The organism is Campylobacter sp. P0085 (assembly GCF_002139495.1).
GTDB classification, from domain to species: domain Bacteria; phylum Campylobacterota; class Campylobacteria; order Campylobacterales; family Campylobacteraceae; genus Campylobacter; species Campylobacter devanensis.
The window spans coordinates 56065-75153 of the sequence record NZ_MJKB01000006.1 but is presented as its reverse complement, the minus strand read 5'-3'; the positions used below and the strand labels follow the sequence as shown (position 1 = coordinate 75153).

The following is a 19089-nucleotide window of genomic DNA, read 5'->3' as shown; positions in this document are numbered from 1 at the left end:
GCGAATTGTAGCTAAATTTAACTTATTGTTTGCTTTATTTGCTAAGTTGAAATTTCTCTTTAATACTTTGAAGTGAAGAGAAAATTTCTGCGATTTTTTCTAGGTCGCTACTTTCTATTTCAAATTTTTTTGGGCGAAAAAATAGCTCCAAAAGTGTCAAATTCTCTCCAAATTCCAATCCATAATTCCTAGCATTTTGTGAGATTTTTAAAAGCTCGATATCGGTGAATTTTTCATACATAATTTATCCTTTTAACATTATAAAACCAGCAAATCTACCAGTTAAACCGCTCTTGCGATATGAGTAAAATCTATCATCGCAGTGGCTGCAAATATCGCTAAATTCATAATCTTTGACACCGATACCATCAAGCTCAAATCGCAAAGCCCCATCTAAATCAAATTTAAAACCATCTTTAAATTTATTAAATTCCCCCAAATTTAAATCCCCAATTTCGTAGCAATCTTTTTTGATATTTGGGCCAATTATTGCTTTGATATTTTCAGGATTTGAGCCCATTTTAGCTATTGTTTTGGTTATGATTTTTGAGATGGCTCCAGCTCTTCCAGCATGGATAGCTGAGATTAAATTTAGCTTTTTATCATATAAAAGCACAGGCGAACAATCAGCCACCATAACACATAGCCCAACTTGGGTTAAATTAGTAAAAATCGCATCGCAAGGCTCTAAAATTTGGTTAATATCGCTTAAATTTTGGACTATATCAGAGTGAATTTGCTCCATGAAAATTAATTTTTTGGCTTTGATTTTGCGAGCTAAAATTTCTCTATTTTGTTCTACTTTTAGCCTATCATCGCCCACATGATAGGCTAAATTCAAACTCTCATAAACACCCTTGCTCACACCACCAAATTTGGTTGTAAAACCAGCAATAACCTTATCATTATTAATAGATACTAGCATAAAAATCAGCCTGCTGCCAAGTGAGAGTTTGGTTTTTTGAGTTTAAAATTCTATCGATATAACGAGCCAAAATATCACTTTCTATATGGACTCTTCTACCTATTTGAAACTCACCAAATAGCGTGTCTTTCATGCTTATAGGTATCAAGGTTAGACGCATTAAATTTGAGTTGATATCATTGATTGTTAGGCTCACGCCCTCAACTGCGATGGCGCCTTTTTTGGCTATTAGATGTAAAATTTCATTTGGTAATTCTATGATAAAATCCACCCCACTTGATAGTCTCTTAATATCTCTAATAACCCCAATAGCATCTATATGCCCTTGAATCAAATGCCCATCTATCCTATCGCCAATTCTCATAGCTGGTTCTATATGGACTCTGTTTTTGTAATTTTCTAAAGCCAATATATTAGCGCTTTCGCTGCTTAATTCTACTACAAATCCATCTTTATCAATCTTTGTTACGCTCAAACAAGCCCCATTTACCGCTATACTATCACCTAAATTTGGCTTATGAGTAGCCTTGATACTTAGATTTTTACCATCAAAACTACGCACAACACCAATCTCACGAATCAGTCCATTAAACATAATCACCTCAAATTCGAATTGAGAAATTATAATCTAAATTTATAAATCTTTTACTATAAATTAGATAAAATCGCCCCTAAAAATCACAAGGCAAATTATGGAATATGATGTTATCGTAGTTGGTGGCGGACATGCTGGGATAGAGGCCTCACTTGCAGCTGCTAAAATGGGAGCCAAAACTCTATTAATCACAATTTTAGCCGAGCAAATCGGTGCAGCTAGCTGTAATCCCGCAATTGGCGGATTGGCCAAGGGGCATTTAGTCAAAGAGATTGACGCTTTAGGTGGTCAAATGGGGCTTACTACTGATGAGTGCGGGATACAGTTTCGCCTCTTAAATGAGAGCAAAGGCCCAGCAGTGCGTGGTAGTAGAGCTCAAATAGATATGGATAGATATCGAATTTATATGCGAAATTTGCTTTTAAACACACCAAATTTACAGATCACCCAAGAGATCGCTACTGAAATTTTAACGCAAAATAACAAAATAATAGGGGTAAAAACCCATTTAGACAACACCTATCACACGCAAAAACTCATCATAACAACGGGGACATTTCTCAATGGCTTAATCCATGTTGGCACAAATAAACTCCAAGCCGGCCGTGTCGGTGAGCTAAGCTCAAAAGAGCTATCAAGCTCGCTAAAAAGCCTGAATTTAGAAATGGGTAGATTAAAGACTGGCACCTGCCCAAGAGTACTAGCAAGCTCAATTGATTTTAGTGTTTTAGAAATTCAAAATGGCGATATCGATCCACAGCCTTTTAGCTTTAGAAGTAAAAATTGGAGCAAAGAGCAACTTCCATGCTATATAGCTTATACCAATGAAACCACCCACGATATCATCAGATCAAATTTCGATAGAGCGCCGCTATTTACAGGTCAGATAGAAGGAGTAGGGCCAAGGTATTGTCCAAGTATCGAAGATAAGATAAATCGCTTTGGAGATAGGGAGCGCCATCATCTATTTATAGAGCCTCAAACCTTAGAAGCGACTGAATACTATATAAATGGCTTTTCAACTTCACTTCCTTATGATGCGCAAGTAGCAATGCTAAGGTCTATTAAGGGTTTTGAAAATGCAATTATCGTGCGACATGGATATGCTATAGAGTATGATTATGTCAATCCAACTGAGCTTAAACACACCTTAGAGACTAAAAAGATTAGTGGGCTATATCTAGCAGGGCAGATAAATGGCACCACAGGATATGAAGAGGCCGCCGCTCAAGGGCTGATGGCTGGTATAAATGCTGCGTTGAATTTACAAAATAAAGAGCCTTTGATTTTACGCAGAGATGAGAGCTATATAGGGGTTTTGATCGATGATCTAGTCACAAAAGGGACAAAAGAGCCTTATAGAATGTTTACTAGCAGGGCGGAATTTAGATTACTTTTAAGAGAGGATAATGCGAATTTAAGGCTTAGTAAATATGGATTTGAGATAGGTTTGCTCGCAAAAGAGGCTTATGATGAGGTTGAGGCTTTAAGGGATGAATTACAAAAAGCTATGGAAATTCTGCTTACAAAAGAGATAACGCCTAATAAAGAAACTTTGGAATTTTTAGCCGTCATCGGTGAAGAGCCAATAGGTGAGAAGATAACGCTACAAAAATTGGTCGCTAGAAAGAGCTTTGATGAAAATAAGCTTAGAAAGCTTGAGCCGTTTTTTGAGAATTTAAGCAAAAATTCAATAAACCAAATTCTCACAGAAGCGAAGTATTATCACTATATCGCACAACAGCATATAGAAGTTGAGAAGATGAAAGGGCTTTTAAATATCAAAATTCCAAATGATTTGGATTTTAAGACAATTAGTGGCTTGAGTAATGAAGTGGTCGAGAAGTTAATTAAATTTGCTCCACCGACTTTAGCGGCTGCATCAAATCTCAGCGGAATCACTCCAGCGGCGATAGATATCCTTCATATCGCTATTAAAAGGCACAAATCTACACTTAGCTAAGCCAATGAGCTTGGCTACTTTTGTTTATAAAAACAATTCTAATTAAATAAAATTTTAACTTTAAAATGGTAGAATTAAAGTTTAGTTTCACTTTTATATTATAAAAGTTAGCTTAATTTCAATGCTAATAATTAAATCAATAGAAAGGAAAGAAATGTCTGTTCAAAAGCAAGAAAGACGAGATTTCATCGGAATGGCATTTGGCGCTGTCGCAGCTGTGGGTGGTGCTTTTGCTTTAGTTGGAATGAAAAAGTCTTGGGATCCACTTCCTAGCGTTAAAGCAGCAGGTTTTACCACAGTAGATCTAAGCCCTATGCAGCCTGGCGAATTTCGCCAAGTAGAGTGGCGTAAAAAGCCTATTTTTATCATTAAAAAAGATGAGAATATGAAGGCTAACCCTTCAAGAGATGTAGTGGTAGGTAATGAGAATTATATAGTTACAATCGGTCTTTGTACGCACCTTGGATGCATACCTAGCTGGAGTGCTAGTGATAAGATGTTTAAGTGTGCCTGTCATGGTGGAGAGTTTGATTCTGATGGTATGAATGTATTTGGTCCGCCACCACGCCCACTAGATATTCCACCATTTAAAATTGATGGGACTAAACTTGTGCTAGGCGAAGAAGGCCCTGAGTACAAAAAATTAGTCGCTACAGCGTAAGGGAGAATTTATGGCACATATTACAAAAGCTACAAGCGTAAGAGATTGGTTCGATCAGCGTATAGCTCTTACAAAGTTATGGAATGTCCTAGCAGGGCAATACTGGATACCTAAAAATATCAATTTTCTTTGGGCAATGGGTGTAGTTTTAACTGTACTTTTTACCCTACTTTTTATAAGCGGTTTATTATTGCTAATGTACTATAAACCAGATGCAAATTTAGCCTTTGATAGTGTGAATTACACTATTATGAAAGAGGTTGAGTATGGTTGGTTATGGCGTCATATTCACGCAGTTGCAGCCTCTGTTATATTTTTAATCATCTATATTCATGCATTTGTAGGTATTTACTACGGTTCATATAAAAAAGGTCGTGAGATGATTTGGATTAGTGGTATGCTACTTTTCTTAATATTCTCTGCTGAAGCATTTAGTGGATATATGCTACCATGGGGACAGATGAGCTACTGGGCAGCGCAAGTTATCACACAACTATTTGGTGGAATTCCATTTATTGGCGGTGCTCTTGTAGAGTGGATTAGAGGCGATTATGCAGTTAGCGATCCTACACTTACAAGATTCTTTATGCTTCATGTTTGCTTATTACCAATTGTTATCATAATGGTTATAGGTGTTCACTTCTATACTTTACGTATCCCTCATGTTAATAACCTTGAAGGTGAAGAGATTGATTTTGAACTAGAAGCTGAAAAATATCTAAAAGGCGATACTGTAAATTCAAAAGTTATTCCATTTTGGCCAGGATTTTTAAGTAAAGATTTCTTCTATGTATCTTTATTTATGATTTTCTTCTTCTATTTAGTAAGTTTCCATTTCAATTTTGCTATGGATCCAATCAACTTCGATCCTGCAAATGCTGCTAAAACTCCAACTCATATCTATCCTGAGTGGTATTTCTTATGGCAATATGAAATTTTACGCGGTTTCTTCTTTGATATTGGACCTTTAAAAGCAGCTGATATTGGTGCTTTAGCTATGGCGTTTGCTGGTATTTCGCTATTCTTTATGCCTCTATATGATAGAAGCGATGTAGTAGCTCCAGCTCATAAAAGAAAAGGTTTCTTTATATGGTTCTGGTTACTTATTATCGATTTAATTATCCTAACAGTGTATGGCAAACTTCCTCCAACAGGATTTAATGCTTGGATAGGATTCTTCTCTTCAGTTGGCTTCCTTGCGTTGCTACTTGTAGTACTTCCTATCATCACAATCAAGGAAAGAAAGGCAAATAAATGAAAGAATTAAAAGCGTTTTTAATTGTCGTCCTTGTTACAGGCGCTATTTATTGGGGTGTTGAGCCTTACGCACATTCAATTTTACACCCACACGTTGAACCAGCTAATTTTGACTTTGCCAAAGAGGATACAACTCTAGCAAAAACAAATGTAGAAAAAGCAGAAGCTGCTTTAAAAGCCGCTCAAACTAGCGGTGATAAAAGCATTATTGATGGTGCTACAAAAACTCTAGAAAATGCAAAAGCTGAACTAGACAAATATAGTGCATTTTGGGCAGACATCGAAAGTATAGACCTTGCAAAAGGCGATGCAGCTTCAGGTGCAAATTTAGTAGCAGCTGCTGGATGTACAGCATGCCACAGCATTAAATCAGCTGGTTTTGAACCGGCAATGGATGATAAAAGTGCTAGCGAGGCTTATGGTGTTGCTCCTCCGGATCTTAGCAATATCGGATATCTTTATGATGGCAAATTTCTAGCTGCCCTTATTAAAGATCCAGCTATGGCGTTAAAAGTTACTCATAAATTTAATGATACAAACCCATTTCCTATGACAGCTTTCTATGGTGCTGGCGGTGATTTAAATCAAGAAATAGCAGACTTAGTAGCATATTTCAAAAGCATAGCACCAAAAGAGATGAGTGATAGAGATGTATTTATAGAGTCTTGTGCTAGATGCCATGATATGAAATATGTAAATGTATTTGCTAATGGCAACAAACAAAGCATAGCAAATTATCTAGGTATGACGCCTCCTGATCTATCTATGTATATTAGATCTAGAAGTGAACTATATCTAAATAATTTCATCAATGATACCCAAAAAATGCTTCCAGGCACATCTATGCCGCGTGTAGGCTTAAATGAAAAAGCTCAAAAGCAAGTTATTGAGTATATGAGAGAAGCCGGTGATAGCAAAAAAGAAGAAAGAGAGACAACAGGTATCTATATCATGATTTATTTTGCTATTCTTAGTGTATTTGCTTGGGCATGGAAACGCAAAATCTGGTCTAAACTACACTAAAATTTAAATTTATTCAAGACTTAGAGCAAATTATTGCTTTAAGTCTTGACAAATATCAAAAAATATTGTATAATTACAACTCATTTTTAGATTGGGGTATCGCCAAGCGGTAAGGCAACAGGTTTTGGTCCTGTCATTCAGAGGTTCGAATCCTCTTACCCCATCCACCTCTTATGACGCGAGATGGAGCAGTGGTAGCTCATCGGGCTCATAACCCGAGGGTCGGGGGTTCAAGTCCCTCTCTCGCAACCAATAATCTTTAGCACACACCTACACCAATTCCATCTCTTATATCATCGATATTTAGATGGACATACTTCAAACTACTCTGTATATTTTTATGTCCCAAATACTGCATCAACCTATAAGCTGAAAACTTCTTTAGGCTAACCAAACGACTTGCTACAGTATGTCTTAAGGCATATTGGTTATACTCTTTAGCATTTATTCGCTTATCAAAACCTAAAGCCTTATTCATATCTTTCCACCTTGATACACATATGCTGTGTGTCAAATTATTTATCTTACAATTCTTATAATTTTCTCTATCTAAACCTTTATAACGACCCCTAGCTATTGAGTAATAAACTCCCTTCAGATATCCTTCAGGTTCCTTCAGGTATAACTCCATAGCTTTTGACCTTTCTAAAGATAAAGCTAAATTAACCCTATCGCATATATCACTTAAAAGTTTTAAGGTTATGCCACCTAAGGGTAAGGTTCTACTATTAGCGTTCTTAGTAGTCCCTACTTTTAATGTAGTAGAGTGTGTTTTTAAAGCTCTACTGATGGTAATAGTCTTGTTTTCTAAGTCTATATCACCTACCCTAAGTTCATAGTATTCAGCTGGTCTTAATCCTAGATTAGAGTTAATTACAAAATACTCATACATCTCTCTATCTACTAGGCTACCTGTCTTATCACTGATACTCTTAAAGTATTCAGCAATATCATTTATCTCAACATCGCTATAGCATACTATCTTAGTCTCTCTTATACTAGCTGCTAGCTTTTTAAAATTAGGTTTATTCTTAAACTCATAAACCCCAGTTCGCTCTAGCGTCTCAAAGGTTGTCCTAAGAGTGCTTAATAGGTGATTAAAGGTTCTCTCTTTGTACCGCTTACCATTTACACCACTGATTAACATAGTTCTTTTTAAGTTCATCAGTAGCTCTGTGGTAATAAGAGATAGGTCTAAATCACCAACCATTTTTATTAGAGTGTTAATCCTTGATGGTGGATTTTTATTGTCCTCCAAGTATTGCCATACACTCTCTACCATATAATCCCTAGCTTCACTTAGTAAGAAGGGTTTGGTTTCTTTAGGTGGTTCTAATAACCACTCTAGATTATTAAAGCCTAATTGCGTAGGTGTTAATAGGGCTGCTTGTAGGCTAACCCTTAAATCCTTTTCGCATTTCTCTGCCACCTCTATATCAGTGGTGTTCCAAGTTCTTTGGTATCTTTTACCATTTATATAAAAGTCGCTTTTGTAGCGACCATCTTTTAATTTAAACATACCTTACCGCCTTTGCTTATATTATAAGACCCTCTTATAATTTTACTTAACTTCTCTCCTTTCTTAATAAGTTTTCTATAAACTCCCTTCCTTTTGGCGTTATAAATAACTTTCTAGCTAAGTTTCTCGTATCTCTATCATCATAGGCTTTACTTATAAAACCATTATCATAGAGATACCCTGTATGTATGCTAGTATTAGCCGTAGTCCAGTTTAATAACTCCGAATAGAAAGCCTGTGTTTCTCCTTCGTGCTTCGCTATTGTAAATAACAGTATAAAAAGCTTTATAGAGTAGCTCTTTACATTTTTGCCACTGCCATTAGTAGGCGGTTTAAAATTATCTAATCTATTTAAAAGCGTTAGAGCTTCACTAACCCTATCTAGATATGTGTTTTGCATTCTGTTCTCCTTTATATTAACTTTGCTTCAATTGCTTTAGCTAATGCTTTATCATCTGCTATTGCCCTATATATATCAGGATTAAATCTTTCATCAACTAACTCTACTATCTCCCAGTCTTCTACTGTTTTCTCTAGCCTATAATTTTCTTTCTCACCAGTTTTAGGGTGGATTGTTATAGATAACTCCCTAAAAGCCTGTGGTTTTTTTACAAGCCCCAACTCCCCCTTATGTCTCTCATAAAGAGTATATAAACTTATCGATGCATTATTAAACACAGTCTTAGAGCTAAAGAGTTTATTAAAAGACCTACCGTCCATCTCGGTATTATGCACAAAACGCCCAATACCTTGTACATATTTTTCATATTTCTTTAGCTTTGCTATCTCTATAACTACCTTTCTATCTTTCGTAGTTACTTCTATAGTTCTAACTCTATCAACAAGTTTAAAAGATATCTTAGCATTTAGCCAATTATGGCAACGCCTACTTAAATGTATTTTCTCATAGGTTATAGGATACCTATACATAGTATGCCCCTTTAGTATCCTACAATCAGCCTCAGCCTTTTCCTTTAGTTCCTTTGGTATCAAGCTCATACCCATTAGTTGTAATTGAGCTATGTAGGTAACATCACTATCACTATCATATCTAAACCCATTATTCCTAGCCGTTAGCCACAATGACCGCCCTGAGTTATGCCCTGATAATACTCCAGTAGCCCCTATACAGAATATAAACCCAATTACAATAACTGCTATAAACCAAGGGTTATACCCATAGGCTATACAAGCAAGCAAGGCTATACCCCACACAGCCCATATTCTTAATAGCAATTCATTAGCTTTTGCTATTTCTTCATCAGATTTCTTTGGCACTTCGCCTGTTCTAAGTAACTCTATATCGTGCTTAAAATGTTCCCTAACCCATATAGTGTCAGCGTGGTGGGCTTCTATTATTCCACCACGAGCTTTTATAATTGCCATTTATATTCCTTTCACTATCTTAAAACTCAATACTATGTTTCATATCATATAGAGCGTCTTTAAAACCATTGATATAAGCTATATACCAATCTTCAGCTCCCTTTAGGTTCTATTTAGATAGTTCAGCTTTGGATACTTCATAACCTTGCTCCATAGCTTTATTATATCCTTCGATATACCATTGCTCCAGTTCTTTACTACTGTTATTATCCCAATAAGAATAATATAATTCACTCTTATACAACGCCTTATAAAGCGTATCATCATCTACAAAAAATGGCTTAGATGATAGCTCATCAACCATTAGGTATACTAGGGGTATAGCCTAAAGGGTCTTTAGCTGTTTATGAGCCGTTTAGATAGCTTTATGAGCCTATATAACTTTAGCGTATCTCTTTTTATTTGAGTACTTAATATTATTGATATCTTTCATATACTCATTTAAGAGTTCTTCATCTACACGACGCTGGTAATCCTCTCTCGCAACCAATAATACTTTTTATATGATTCATCTTATTTTGTATAAATCTATTTAAATCTCAATATTGTAATTTTGATACGATTAATGTAAAATAATTTTTAGTATTTTAAGGAGTATTGTTACTCTTAGGAGTATTTTACATTAATCAAGGATATAAAATGAGCAGAGCATCAAATACAAATTTACAAGATAAAGACATAAGAAAATTACAAATATTAGACTAAAAGATATAGTAGAATAGTTGGTAAATTATATACTTAGCATTTATGCCATTTGAGCTACTATTTACAACTCTAATAATATAATCAACAGTAGTTTTTCCTACACCCACCGCCTTTTTCGTTGATAATTGTAATAGTCATTTTATCTCTTTGATATAATAATTATTATATAAATATATATATTGATTATATTTCTTAGCATTATGGCGCAAATTAAACCCTAGTGTTTCATTATCTTTTTAACTATAGTCACTTTGGGATTAGTTTAGATCAGTTATTTTGCAATTTAAATAATTATCCTTGTCAAATCCTTAACTTTACCACTAGCTATAAGGGATCAAAGCTCTCTATTTTAATCATAGTAGAATACCTTTTAACTGCTCTGATAATGGTCTATATACTAAAAATTGACAAAAAACAATCAAGCATAGTCTTGACTTCACCACTCTTATTATCTACTTTATAAAGTGTGATTTAAATAAAATAATTCCATACTTTTTAGCTAATATTTATTAAATTTGGATAAAATATTGAGCAGATTTTTCAAGGAAAAAGATGGAAGATAATATTTTTAACTCAAATCAAGATGTAACAACCATAGATGTAGAGGACTCGATAAAAGCTAGCTATCTAGACTATTCGATGAGCGTTATTATTGGTAGAGCTTTGCCTGATGCTAGAGATGGTCTAAAGCCAGTACATAGAAGAATCCTATATGCTATGAATGACTTAGGCGTAGGTAGTCGCAGCCCGTATAAAAAGTCTGCTCGTATAGTAGGTGATGTAATAGGTAAATACCATCCACATGGCGATACAGCTGTATATGATGCGCTTGTTAGAATGGCTCAGAGCTTCTCTATGAGAATTCCAGCTGTAGATGGCCAAGGAAACTTCGGCTCAGTAGATGGTGATAACGCAGCTGCGATGCGTTATACCGAGGCTAGAATGACTGTTTTAGCTGAAGAGTTATTAAAAGATTTAGATAAAGATACTGTTGATTTTATTCCAAACTATGATGATAGCATGGTTGAGCCAGATGTACTTCCAGCTAGAGTACCAAATTTACTCTTAAATGGCTCAAGCGGTATTGCAGTAGGTATGGCAACAAATATTCCGCCACATAGCCTTGATGAGCTTGTAGATGGGCTTTTGGTATTACTTGATGACAAGGATGCCACACTAGAAGATATAATGGCTCATATCAAAGGTCCAGACTTTCCAACTGGCGGTATAATCTTTGGTAAAAAAGGGATAATAGAAGCTTATCGCACCGGTAGAGGTAGGATTAAGCTGCGAGCCAAAACTCATATAGAAAAAAAGCAAAATAAAGATGTAATAGTAGTAGATGAACTACCATATCAAGTAAATAAAAGCAAACTACACTCTGATATTGCTGAATTAGTAAAAGAGAAGCAAATAGAAGGCATTAGCGAGGTGCGTGATGAGAGCGATAGAGATGGAATTCGCCTTGTTATTGAGCTTAAGCGTGATGCTATGAGTGATATTGTCTTAAATAATCTATTTAAATCAACTCAAATGGAAGTAACATTTGGGGTGATTATGCTAGCTATAAATAATAAAGAACCAAAGATATTTTCACTAATTGAGCTTTTAAGACTATTCTTAAACCATAGAAAAACAGTAATTATTAGAAGAACTATATTTGATTTACAAAAAGCTAGAGCTAGAGCGCACATTTTAGAAGGGCTAAAAATCGCTTTAGATAATATAGATGATGTGATAGCTCTAATCAAAACAAGTGCCGATACAACAAACGCTAGAGATGGGTTAATGAATAAATTTGGCCTAAGCGAGCTGCAAAGTAATGCAATATTGGATATGAGATTAAGCAAACTCACTGGATTAGAGCGTGAAAAACTAGAGGCTGAGCTAAAAGAGATCTTAGAATTAATTAATAAGCTTGATGCGATCTTAAAAAGCGAGGAGCTAATTGAAGCCATTATAAAAGATGAGCTTTTAGAGATCAAATCTAAATTTAAATGTCCAAGAATTACTGAAATTATCGATGATTATGACGATATTGACGTAGAAGACCTAATCCCAAATGAAAATATGGTAGTTACCATCACTCATAGGGGCTATATCAAGCGAGTCCCTAGTAAAAGTTATGAAAAACAAAAACGTGGCGGTAAAGGCAAAGTCGCAGTAACTACATATGATGATGATTTTATCGAGAGTTTCTTTACTTGTATGAGTCATGATACGCTGATGTTTGTAACTGATCGTGGGCAACTATATTGGCTAAAAGTATATAAAATCCCAGAAGGCAGCCGCACCGCTAAAGGAAAAGCTGTAGTAAATTTAATCAATCTTCAACCAGATGAAAAGATTAAAGCAATTATTCCGACTACTGATTTTTCTAAAAATAAATCTTTAGCATTCTTTACTAAAAATGGTCTTGTAAAAAGAACAAATTTAAGCGAATATCAAAACATCAGAAGTATCGGTGTTAAAGCTATAAATTTAGATGAAAACGATGAATTAGTAACAGTAGTTATAGCCACAAGTGACTATGATGAAAAAGTAGTAGATGACCCAGATATAATAGTAGAAAATGAGCTTGAAGAGAGTGGATTTGATGCTCTTGAAGAGGTTATTGATAGCGAAATAGAAGCAATATCCGAACTTGAAGAGAGCGAGATAGAACATATTCTTGAAAGTATTGATGAGCTTCCAGAATCTAGTGATGAAAAGATGTTATTTGTCGTAACTAAAAAAGGTATGTGTATTAAATTTCCACTAAGCAAAGTTAGACAAATTGGCCGTGTAGCCCGCGGAGTAACTGCTATCAGATTTAAAGAAGAAGGCGATGAAGTAGTAGGTGCTGTCGTTATAGAGAACGATGCGCAAGAAATTCTAAGCGTTAGCCAAAAAGGTATAGGCAAACGTACAACTGCTGATGAGTATAGACTTCAAAGTCGTGGCGGTAAAGGTGTTATTTGTATGAAACTAACATCAAAAACCAAAGACCTAGTCGGTGTAGTTATGGTGGATGAAAGCATGGATTTAATGGCTCTTACAAGCAGCGGTAAGATGATTAGAGTAGATATGCAAACAATCAGAAAAGCTGGTCGCAACACAAGCGGCGTAATCGTTGTAAATGTCGGTAGTGATGAAGTTGTCAGCATTGCAAGATGCCCTAAAGAAGAGAGCGATGATCAAGATATGGATATCATCGATGATGATTTTATAGCTGAACAAATGGCTAAAATTGAAGAAGTGGAATAATATTTGCTTTATGAAATTTAAATTCAAATTTAAAAGGTTGTAAGGTATGAAAAGAGTTTTATACACACTGGTTGCAGGTTTAGCATTAGCAGGTTGTGCAAATGCATCTGGTTCTAATCAACAACCAGCTGAAGTAATTGTCCAAAAAGTCGATAAAGAGGATATTAGAGAGATCATTCAAAATGAAAAAATGATCCCAGCTATGAATGCTGATAATGAGGTAGCATTTAGTGCTATTGGCGAGGGAATTCCGCCGCTTGATACTGTGAGTCCGGCTCAGGCTCGTGCATTAGCTAAACGTTCAGCAATTACAGATGGTCATAGACAGCTAGCAGCTAAACTTTATGGTGTTAAAATTAATGCTAAAGATACAGTAAAAGACGCAATGTTGCAAAGTTCAGTTATTGAAGGTAGAGTTTTAGGCCTTATCAAAAATGCTTCAGTAATCAACCAAGACTTTAAAGATGGTCTATATAGAGTTGAAATGGAGCTAAAAATAGATAGAGAAAAGTGGCTAGAACTTTTTGCTTATTAATATTTGCGCTAAATAACCTATTTGGCGGTGATGAGTTTATCTTTTGGGCTAGATTAATTACCGTCAATGGGATACTTAGTAGCGATGAGATCACTATATCTAGATCGATGGTTAAAGGATATAAAAGTAGTCAAATTATATGCTCTATTCCAATCTCAAAACCGACAAATTTAACTGCTTATGAGTATTTAAATTTACACAAAAATGAACTATTTGACTGCTTTGTTTCAGAAGAAGTAAGAATTCTAGATAACTCAACTACATATCCAAACTCAGCTCTTTTTACCACAGAATTAACTATCGCCCCTATCCGCTTTATAGTGGAATTTAAGCCCCAAGGTGCTACAATAAGCAAAATTATAAGGTAAATCATGAATGTTGTAATTGTAGAAGATGATATAAATATGCGTAAATCCCTTGAGATCGCTTTAGGTGATTATAATGAGTTTAGTGTAAAATCTTATAAAAGTGCTACTGAAGCACTTAAAAAATTAAGTAATGATACTGATGTCATAGTAACTGATATAAACATGCCTGGAATGGATGGACTAGAGTTTATAAAAGAACTTGGTGGCAAATACGATGTAATTATTATGACAGGAAATGCTACACTAAATAGGGCTATTGAGAGTGTTCGCCTTGGGGTGAAGGATTTTTTGACCAAGCCATTTGATATTGATACTTTAGCTACAGCAATTAAACGAACTAGCGCAATAACTCAAAAAACTAAAACTAAAACACCAGATACCACCACAGAGATAAAAAGTAGTAATTTTTTAGCCGCTTCTGCAAATTTAGACAAAACTCTAAATATTGCCAAAAAGGCAGCCCAAACCGATGTAAGCGTGATGATAATGGGAGAGAGTGGCGTAGGTAAAGAGCTTTTTAGCAGATATATCCATGAAAATTCAAAGCGAAAAGATTCAGCATTAATGGCTATTAATATGGCTGCAATACCTGAAAATTTACTTGAAAGTGAACTATATGGATATGAAAAGGGTGCTTTTACCGATGCTACAGCAACTAAAAAAGGGCTTTTTGAACTAGCAAATGGTGGAACTCTATTTTTAGATGAGATTGGAGAGATGCCACTAAATTTACAACCTAAGCTTTTGCGTGCGATTCAAGAGCGTGAGATCGTTCGTGTAGGAGCTAGCAAACCAATTAAAATAGATGTAAGAATCGTAAGCGCAACCAATGCGAATTTAGAACAAAAAGTTGCAAATGGTGAGTTTAGAGAGGATCTATTTTATCGTTTAAATACTGTTCCGCTTAAAATCCCACCACTTAGAGAACGCAAAGATGAGATTGTAGATATCGCAAATGCTACACTTAAGCGAGTTTGTGTTGAGTATGAATTAGGTCAAAAAGAGTTTAGTCAAGAGGCTATTGATGAGCTTTTAAATTATGATTATCCAGGTAATATTAGGGAGCTTATTAGTATTGTTGAGCGCGCTGCTATACTAAGTGAAGGTAGCAGTATTAGCAAAGAGGATCTGTTTATTTACGCTAAAAAGTAATTTAAATTCGAATTTGACTTATATTAAGCTAAATTTAGATAAAATAGCGACCTAAATTTAAATCTAAGGCGTAGTATGAGAAAGTATAGTATAGCAGTAGTTGGAGCTACTGGAGCTGTAGGCGAAGAGATTTTTCGTGTTTTAGAAGAGATGGATTTTCCAGTTGGTGATGTGTTGCCGCTTGCAAGTGCAAAGAGTGTTGGGAAAGAGATTGAATTTAAAGGCAAAAATTATCCAATTGTAGAGCTTACTGATACTGTATTTGACGAGCATGAAGTAGATATTGCATTTTTTAGTGCTGGCGGTAGCATATCGGCTCATTTTGTACCATTTGCAGCAGCAAGCGGAGCAATAGTTATAGATAATACTAGCCATTTTAGAATGGATCCTGAAGTGCCATTAGTAGTGCCTGAGTGCAATCCAGGAGACATTGCTCAATGGCAAAATAAAGGCATAATAGCAAATCCAAACTGCTCTACAATCCAAATGGTGCAAGTGTTAAAGCCTCTTGATGATGCTTTTGGTATCCAAAGAGTAGATGTAAGCACATATCAAGCTACAAGTGGTGCGGGTAAAAAAGGAATGGAAGAGTTGGTTATGCAGATGCAAAAATTCTTTGAATTTAAGCTTGATGAGTGTGAGCCAAGTGCATTTAAACACCAAATAGCACTAAATGTAATTCCACATATTGATGTGTTCTTAGATAATGATTACACAAAAGAAGAGATGAAAATGGTTAAAGAGACCCAAAAAATCCTTCACAAAGATATACAAGTGAGTGCAACTTGTGTGCGTGTGCCAGTTCTTAGAAGTCATAGCGAGAGCATAACTATTAAATTTAAAACTCCAATTGATGCACAAAAAGCAACTCAAATTCTAAAAAATGCTCCAAGCGTTGTAGTTCAAGATAGTCCAAAAGATAATCTTTATCCAATGCCAATTCACGCAAGTGATACAAATGAGACATATGTAGGCAGAATCAGAAAAGATAATTATGATGATAGCATACTACATTTATGGTGTGTGGCTGATCAGATTAGAGTTGGTGCAGCGACAAACGCGGTTAGAATCGCACAAAAATGGATAGAGATGCAAGAGCAGAATGGATAATATTAAAAACAAGATAGAAAAGCTATTTGAAGGGCTTTTGTGGAAGTCTAGAATGGTAACCTTGCTTCCAGTGATCTTTGGATTGCTAGGAGCTTTTGTGATGTTTATTGTTGCTAGTTATGATATTGTTAAGGTAATAGTTTATGCATGGCATTACCTAATTCTAGGCGACCATAGTGTAGATCTGCATAGCGATGGCGTAGCTCTTATTATTGGGGCTATAGATCTGTATTTGATGGCATTGGTCTTTTTTATCTTTAGTTTTGGGATTTATGAGCTTTTTATTAGTGAGATTGATACAACTAAGAGTTCTAGACAGGCTAGAGTACTTGAAGTGCATAGTTTAGACCAGCTAAAAGATAAGATAGGTAAAGTCATTGTGATGGTTTTAGTGGTTAATTTCTTTCAGCGTGTTTTGCATGCTAAATTTACTACACCTCTTGAGATGGTCTATCTAGCGTTATCTATTTTAGCTCTTTGTTTAGGCTTATATTTCTTGCATAAGAGTTCACATCATTAGGATTAAAGGATATTTATGATTTTTATAGATGCATGTTTAGGCAAAAAAACTCCTTATACTCCAGTTTGGATGATGCGTCAAGCTGGTAGATATCTGCCTGAGTATATGAGAGTTAGAGCTGTGGCTGGGGATTTTTTATCACTTTGTAAGGATTATGAAAAAGCTAGCGAGGTTACACTTCAACCAGTTGATATTTTAGGCGTAGATGCAGCAATTTTATTTAGTGATATATTGGTAGTACCTATGGAGATGGGTATGGAGCTTAAATTTGTAAAAGGCGAAGGCCCGGTATTTCCTAAGCCAATTGCTACAATGGAGGACTTAGATAGACTAAGTAGCGATAAAGCAATTAAAAATCTAAGCTATGTCTATGATACAATTAAATTAACTAGAGATAAGCTAGCCAAAGATAAAGCCTTAATAGGATTTTGTGGTGCTCCATGGACGATTGCTACATATATGATAGAAGGAGGCAGCACAAAAACATATAATATCTGTAAAAAGATGGTATATGATAATCCTCAATTCCTTCATGCTATTCTTCGCAAGGTAACAAATGCTCTTAAATTATATCTAGCTGAGCAGATAAAATCTGGAGTAAATGCTGTTCAGATTTTTGATAGTTGGGCTGGAGCATTAGAAAAAAGTGCTTATATGGAATTTGGATTTAGCTATATTAATGAGATTGTTGATTATCTAAAAGCAAACTTCCCAGATACTCCTATAATAGTATTTCCTAAAGGAATTAGCGGATTTTTAGATGATATTAGTGGTAATTTTGATGTATTTGGTGTGGATTGGAGTACCCCGCTTGCTAATGCTAAAAAATCTTTAGGTGCTAAATATATTTTACAAGGCAATATGGAGCCTACAAGATTGTATAACAAAGATGCGATTGATGAAGGTGTGGATGAAATTCTATCTATAATGGGCGGCAAAAGACATATATTTAATCTTGGTCATGGTATTTTACCAGATATTCCAGTTGAACACGCTAAATATTTTATCGAATCTGTCCAAGAAAAATCTGCAAAATATGCAAAATAATGGATATAAATTTATATTTGGTCCAGTGAGTAGCCGCCGCTTTGGCAGCTCTCTTGGAATAGATTTAAGCCCAGATCAAAAAAGCTGTAATTTTGATTGCTTATATTGTGAGTTAAAAAAAGCCAAAACCATCAGAGTTATAAAAAATGAACCAAATTCCAAAGTTATAATAAATGAGCTTAAAAATGCTCTTAATGAGTTTAAAGATATCGATGTTATCACGCTTACGGCTAATGGCGAGCCAAGTCTATATAGTGATTTATTAAATTTAATCACTCAGATAAATACTCTTAAAACCACGCAAAAATCACTAATTCTTAGCAATGGTAGTGCTGTTTTAAATCCTAATGCTATTGAGGCTCTTTTAAACCTTGATATTGTTAAGTTTAGTCTTGATAGTGCAAATCAAAAGACATTTCGTAAAATTGATAGAAGTATTGATAATATAGATATAAATAAGTTAGTAGAGCTTATGTCACAATTTAGATCTAAATTTAAAGGCGAGCTTATTATGGAGGTTTTGGTTGTAGCTGGATATAATGATAGCGATGATGAGTTTATGGCTTTAAATAGAGCTTTTAAAAAGATTTTACCTAATAGAATAGATATCAGTACTATAGATCGCCCACCAGCTCATAATGTTAGAGGCGTTAGTAGTGAAACATTACACTATTTAGCAACTTTTATAGATGCTGCACCAGTTAGTATAGCCTCTAGAACCCCTTTAAAATCTAAATTTGATTATAGTAAAGATGAACTTGAAAAGCTTTTAAAACTTCGCCCTCAAAGTTTATATGATATAGAAAACAACTTTACTACAAATGCAAAGATAAATTTAGAAACGCTAATAAATGAAGACAAGGTTATAGAATGCGACTTAGCTGGGATGAAATTTTATAGAATTTGAAAAAAATTTCTAATTTAAGCTAAATTTAATTGACAAATAGCTAATTATTAGCTATAATTCCAACTCATTTATACGATATTCCGGATTAGCTCAGCGGTAGAGTAGTCGGCTGTTAACCGATTGGTCGCTGGTTCGAATCCAGCATCCGGAGCCACTTATCTCTTGAATAT

At 35.1% G+C, this 19089-nt stretch carries 19 protein-coding genes and 3 tRNA genes; 15 read left to right on the top strand and 7 right to left on the bottom strand.

Going from position 1 to position 19089, the window contains the following annotated elements; translation table 11 throughout:
- Positions 1 to 34 precede the first annotated feature (34 nt).
- The 3 genes from CIGNP85_RS07665 to ribE are packed head-to-tail and all read right to left on the bottom strand — an operon-like array spanning position 35 to position 1520.
- On the bottom strand, positions 35 to 241 hold the full coding sequence (locus CIGNP85_RS07665; protein WP_086228726.1) for a hypothetical protein: 207 nt from the start codon (positions 239 to 241) through the stop codon (positions 35 to 37).
- A gap of 3 nt (positions 242 to 244) precedes the next feature.
- Positions 245 to 925, bottom strand: coding sequence for a peptidoglycan editing factor PgeF (gene pgeF, locus CIGNP85_RS07660; protein WP_086287747.1), 681 nt, complete (start codon positions 923 to 925; stop codon positions 245 to 247).
- Positions 909 to 1520 carry a riboflavin synthase gene (gene ribE, locus CIGNP85_RS07655; RefSeq protein WP_086287744.1) on the bottom strand — a complete coding sequence of 204 codons (612 nt, stop codon included), beginning with the start codon at positions 1518 to 1520 and terminating at the stop codon, positions 909 to 911. Before ribE ends, pgeF begins: the two co-directional genes overlap by 17 nt.
- Positions 1521 to 1617: 97 nt before the next feature.
- Between ribE and mnmG the strand changes: the two genes are divergently transcribed.
- From mnmG to CIGNP85_RS07625, 6 genes are all read left to right on the top strand, one after another.
- The gene (mnmG, locus tag CIGNP85_RS07650) at positions 1618 to 3483 is read left to right on the top strand and encodes a tRNA uridine-5-carboxymethylaminomethyl(34) synthesis enzyme MnmG (RefSeq protein ID WP_086287742.1); all 1866 of its coding nucleotides are present in this window, start codon (positions 1618 to 1620) and stop codon (positions 3481 to 3483) included.
- A 154-nt stretch (positions 3484 to 3637) separates the two neighbouring features.
- Complete coding sequence (gene petA / locus CIGNP85_RS07645) at positions 3638 to 4144, top strand: ubiquinol-cytochrome c reductase iron-sulfur subunit (protein ID WP_086225557.1); 507 nt, start codon at positions 3638 to 3640, stop codon at positions 4142 to 4144.
- A 10-nt stretch (positions 4145 to 4154) separates the two neighbouring features.
- Positions 4155 to 5402 carry a cytochrome b gene (locus CIGNP85_RS07640; protein WP_086234996.1) on the top strand — a complete coding sequence of 416 codons (1248 nt, stop codon included), beginning with the start codon at positions 4155 to 4157 and terminating at the stop codon, positions 5400 to 5402.
- Positions 5399 to 6424 (top strand): c-type cytochrome, encoded by a 1026-nt coding sequence (locus tag CIGNP85_RS07635; protein WP_086287740.1) that lies wholly within the window; start codon positions 5399 to 5401, stop codon positions 6422 to 6424. The genes CIGNP85_RS07640 and CIGNP85_RS07635 overlap by 4 nt, the downstream gene beginning before the upstream one ends.
- A 92-nt stretch (positions 6425 to 6516) precedes the next feature.
- Positions 6517 to 6591: transfer RNA gene (locus CIGNP85_RS07630), tRNA-Gln, on the top strand.
- Positions 6592 to 6601: 10 nt separating this feature from the next.
- Positions 6602 to 6676 (top strand) — tRNA-Met (locus tag CIGNP85_RS07625).
- Positions 6677 to 6683: 7 nt separating this feature from the next.
- Here CIGNP85_RS07625 and CIGNP85_RS07620 read toward each other — a convergent pair.
- The 4 genes from CIGNP85_RS07620 to CIGNP85_RS07605 form a co-directional block, all read right to left on the bottom strand.
- Positions 6684 to 7943: a tyrosine-type recombinase/integrase gene (locus tag CIGNP85_RS07620; RefSeq protein ID WP_086287738.1), complete on the bottom strand. Its 1260-nt coding sequence runs from the start codon at positions 7941 to 7943 to the stop codon at positions 6684 to 6686.
- A 46-nt stretch (positions 7944 to 7989) separates the two neighbouring features.
- Positions 7990 to 8343 carry a hypothetical protein gene (locus CIGNP85_RS07615; protein ID WP_086287736.1) on the bottom strand — a complete coding sequence of 118 codons (354 nt, stop codon included), beginning with the start codon at positions 8341 to 8343 and terminating at the stop codon, positions 7990 to 7992.
- An 11-nt stretch (positions 8344 to 8354) separates the two neighbouring features.
- A complete protein-coding gene (locus CIGNP85_RS07610; protein WP_086287734.1) occupies positions 8355 to 9329 on the bottom strand; it encodes a hypothetical protein in 975 nt (324 codons plus the stop codon).
- Positions 9330 to 9438: 109 nt separating this feature from the next.
- Positions 9439 to 9633: a hypothetical protein gene (locus CIGNP85_RS07605; protein ID WP_086226847.1), complete on the bottom strand. Its 195-nt coding sequence runs from the start codon at positions 9631 to 9633 to the stop codon at positions 9439 to 9441.
- A gap of 953 nt (positions 9634 to 10586) precedes the next feature.
- On the opposite strand from CIGNP85_RS07605, the gene gyrA reads away from it, so the two are divergent.
- The 9 genes from gyrA (at position 10587) to CIGNP85_RS07560 (ending at position 19073) form a co-directional block, all read left to right on the top strand.
- Positions 10587 to 13280: a DNA gyrase subunit A gene (gene gyrA / locus CIGNP85_RS07600; RefSeq protein ID WP_086287732.1), complete on the top strand. Its 2694-nt coding sequence runs from the start codon at positions 10587 to 10589 to the stop codon at positions 13278 to 13280.
- 46 nt (positions 13281 to 13326) lie between these two features.
- Complete coding sequence (locus tag CIGNP85_RS07595) at positions 13327 to 13815, top strand: LPP20 family lipoprotein (RefSeq protein WP_086225565.1); 489 nt, start codon at positions 13327 to 13329, stop codon at positions 13813 to 13815.
- Positions 13791 to 14183, top strand: coding sequence for a hypothetical protein (locus tag CIGNP85_RS07590; protein ID WP_086226849.1), 393 nt, complete (start codon positions 13791 to 13793; stop codon positions 14181 to 14183). The genes CIGNP85_RS07595 and CIGNP85_RS07590 overlap by 25 nt, the downstream gene beginning before the upstream one ends.
- Before the next feature lie 3 nt (positions 14184 to 14186).
- Positions 14187 to 15335, top strand: a complete 1149-nt coding sequence (locus CIGNP85_RS07585; RefSeq protein WP_086287731.1) for a sigma-54-dependent transcriptional regulator — start codon at positions 14187 to 14189, stop codon at positions 15333 to 15335.
- 75 nt (positions 15336 to 15410) lie between these two features.
- Entirely contained in the window at positions 15411 to 16445 is a 1035-nt protein-coding gene (locus tag CIGNP85_RS07580; RefSeq protein ID WP_086225568.1) for an aspartate-semialdehyde dehydrogenase, read from the top strand.
- Entirely contained in the window at positions 16438 to 16965 is a 528-nt protein-coding gene (locus CIGNP85_RS07575) for a YqhA family protein (RefSeq protein WP_086287729.1), read from the top strand. Before CIGNP85_RS07580 ends, CIGNP85_RS07575 begins: the two co-directional genes overlap by 8 nt.
- A 15-nt stretch (positions 16966 to 16980) precedes the next feature.
- On the top strand, positions 16981 to 18012 hold the full coding sequence (gene hemE, locus CIGNP85_RS07570; RefSeq protein ID WP_086287727.1) for a uroporphyrinogen decarboxylase: 1032 nt from the start codon (positions 16981 to 16983) through the stop codon (positions 18010 to 18012).
- Positions 18002 to 18919: a radical SAM protein gene (locus CIGNP85_RS07565; protein WP_086287725.1), complete on the top strand. Its 918-nt coding sequence runs from the start codon at positions 18002 to 18004 to the stop codon at positions 18917 to 18919. The genes hemE and CIGNP85_RS07565 overlap by 11 nt, the downstream gene beginning before the upstream one ends.
- A gap of 79 nt (positions 18920 to 18998) precedes the next feature.
- Positions 18999 to 19073 (top strand) — tRNA-Asn (locus tag CIGNP85_RS07560).
- The last annotated feature ends 16 nt before the right edge of the window (positions 19074 to 19089 follow it).

Bases quoted from the DNA above. Each gene is read 5' to 3' on its own strand.
- CIGNP85_RS07665 (WP_086228726.1), bottom strand. From the start codon at position 241: ATGTATGAAAAATTCACCGATATCGAGCTTTTAAAAATCTCACAAAAT.
- CIGNP85_RS07605 (WP_086226847.1), bottom strand. From the start codon at position 9,633: ATGGTTGATGAGCTATCATCTAAGCCATTTTTTGTAGATGATGATACG.
- CIGNP85_RS07635 (WP_086287740.1), top strand. From the start codon at position 5,399: ATGAAAGAATTAAAAGCGTTTTTAATTGTCGTCCTTGTTACAGGCGCT.
- mnmG (WP_086287742.1), top strand. From the start codon at position 1,618: ATGGAATATGATGTTATCGTAGTTGGTGGCGGACATGCTGGGATAGAG.
- CIGNP85_RS07585 (WP_086287731.1), top strand. From the start codon at position 14,187: ATGAATGTTGTAATTGTAGAAGATGATATAAATATGCGTAAATCCCTT.
- petA (WP_086225557.1), top strand. From the start codon at position 3,638: ATGTCTGTTCAAAAGCAAGAAAGACGAGATTTCATCGGAATGGCATTT.
- CIGNP85_RS07620 (WP_086287738.1), bottom strand. From the start codon at position 7,943: ATGTTTAAATTAAAAGATGGTCGCTACAAAAGCGACTTTTATATAAAT.
- CIGNP85_RS07640 (WP_086234996.1), top strand. From the start codon at position 4,155: ATGGCACATATTACAAAAGCTACAAGCGTAAGAGATTGGTTCGATCAG.
- hemE (WP_086287727.1), top strand. From the start codon at position 16,981: ATGATTTTTATAGATGCATGTTTAGGCAAAAAAACTCCTTATACTCCA.
- CIGNP85_RS07615 (WP_086287736.1), bottom strand. From the start codon at position 8,343: ATGCAAAACACATATCTAGATAGGGTTAGTGAAGCTCTAACGCTTTTA.
- CIGNP85_RS07595 (WP_086225565.1), top strand. From the start codon at position 13,327: ATGAAAAGAGTTTTATACACACTGGTTGCAGGTTTAGCATTAGCAGGT.
- ribE (WP_086287744.1), bottom strand. From the start codon at position 1,520: ATGTTTAATGGACTGATTCGTGAGATTGGTGTTGTGCGTAGTTTTGAT.
- CIGNP85_RS07580 (WP_086225568.1), top strand. From the start codon at position 15,411: ATGAGAAAGTATAGTATAGCAGTAGTTGGAGCTACTGGAGCTGTAGGC.
- gyrA (WP_086287732.1), top strand. From the start codon at position 10,587: ATGGAAGATAATATTTTTAACTCAAATCAAGATGTAACAACCATAGAT.
- pgeF (WP_086287747.1), bottom strand. From the start codon at position 925: ATGCTAGTATCTATTAATAATGATAAGGTTATTGCTGGTTTTACAACC.
- CIGNP85_RS07565 (WP_086287725.1), top strand. From the start codon at position 18,002: ATGCAAAATAATGGATATAAATTTATATTTGGTCCAGTGAGTAGCCGC.
- CIGNP85_RS07610 (WP_086287734.1), bottom strand. From the start codon at position 9,329: ATGGCAATTATAAAAGCTCGTGGTGGAATAATAGAAGCCCACCACGCT.
- CIGNP85_RS07575 (WP_086287729.1), top strand. From the start codon at position 16,438: ATGGATAATATTAAAAACAAGATAGAAAAGCTATTTGAAGGGCTTTTG.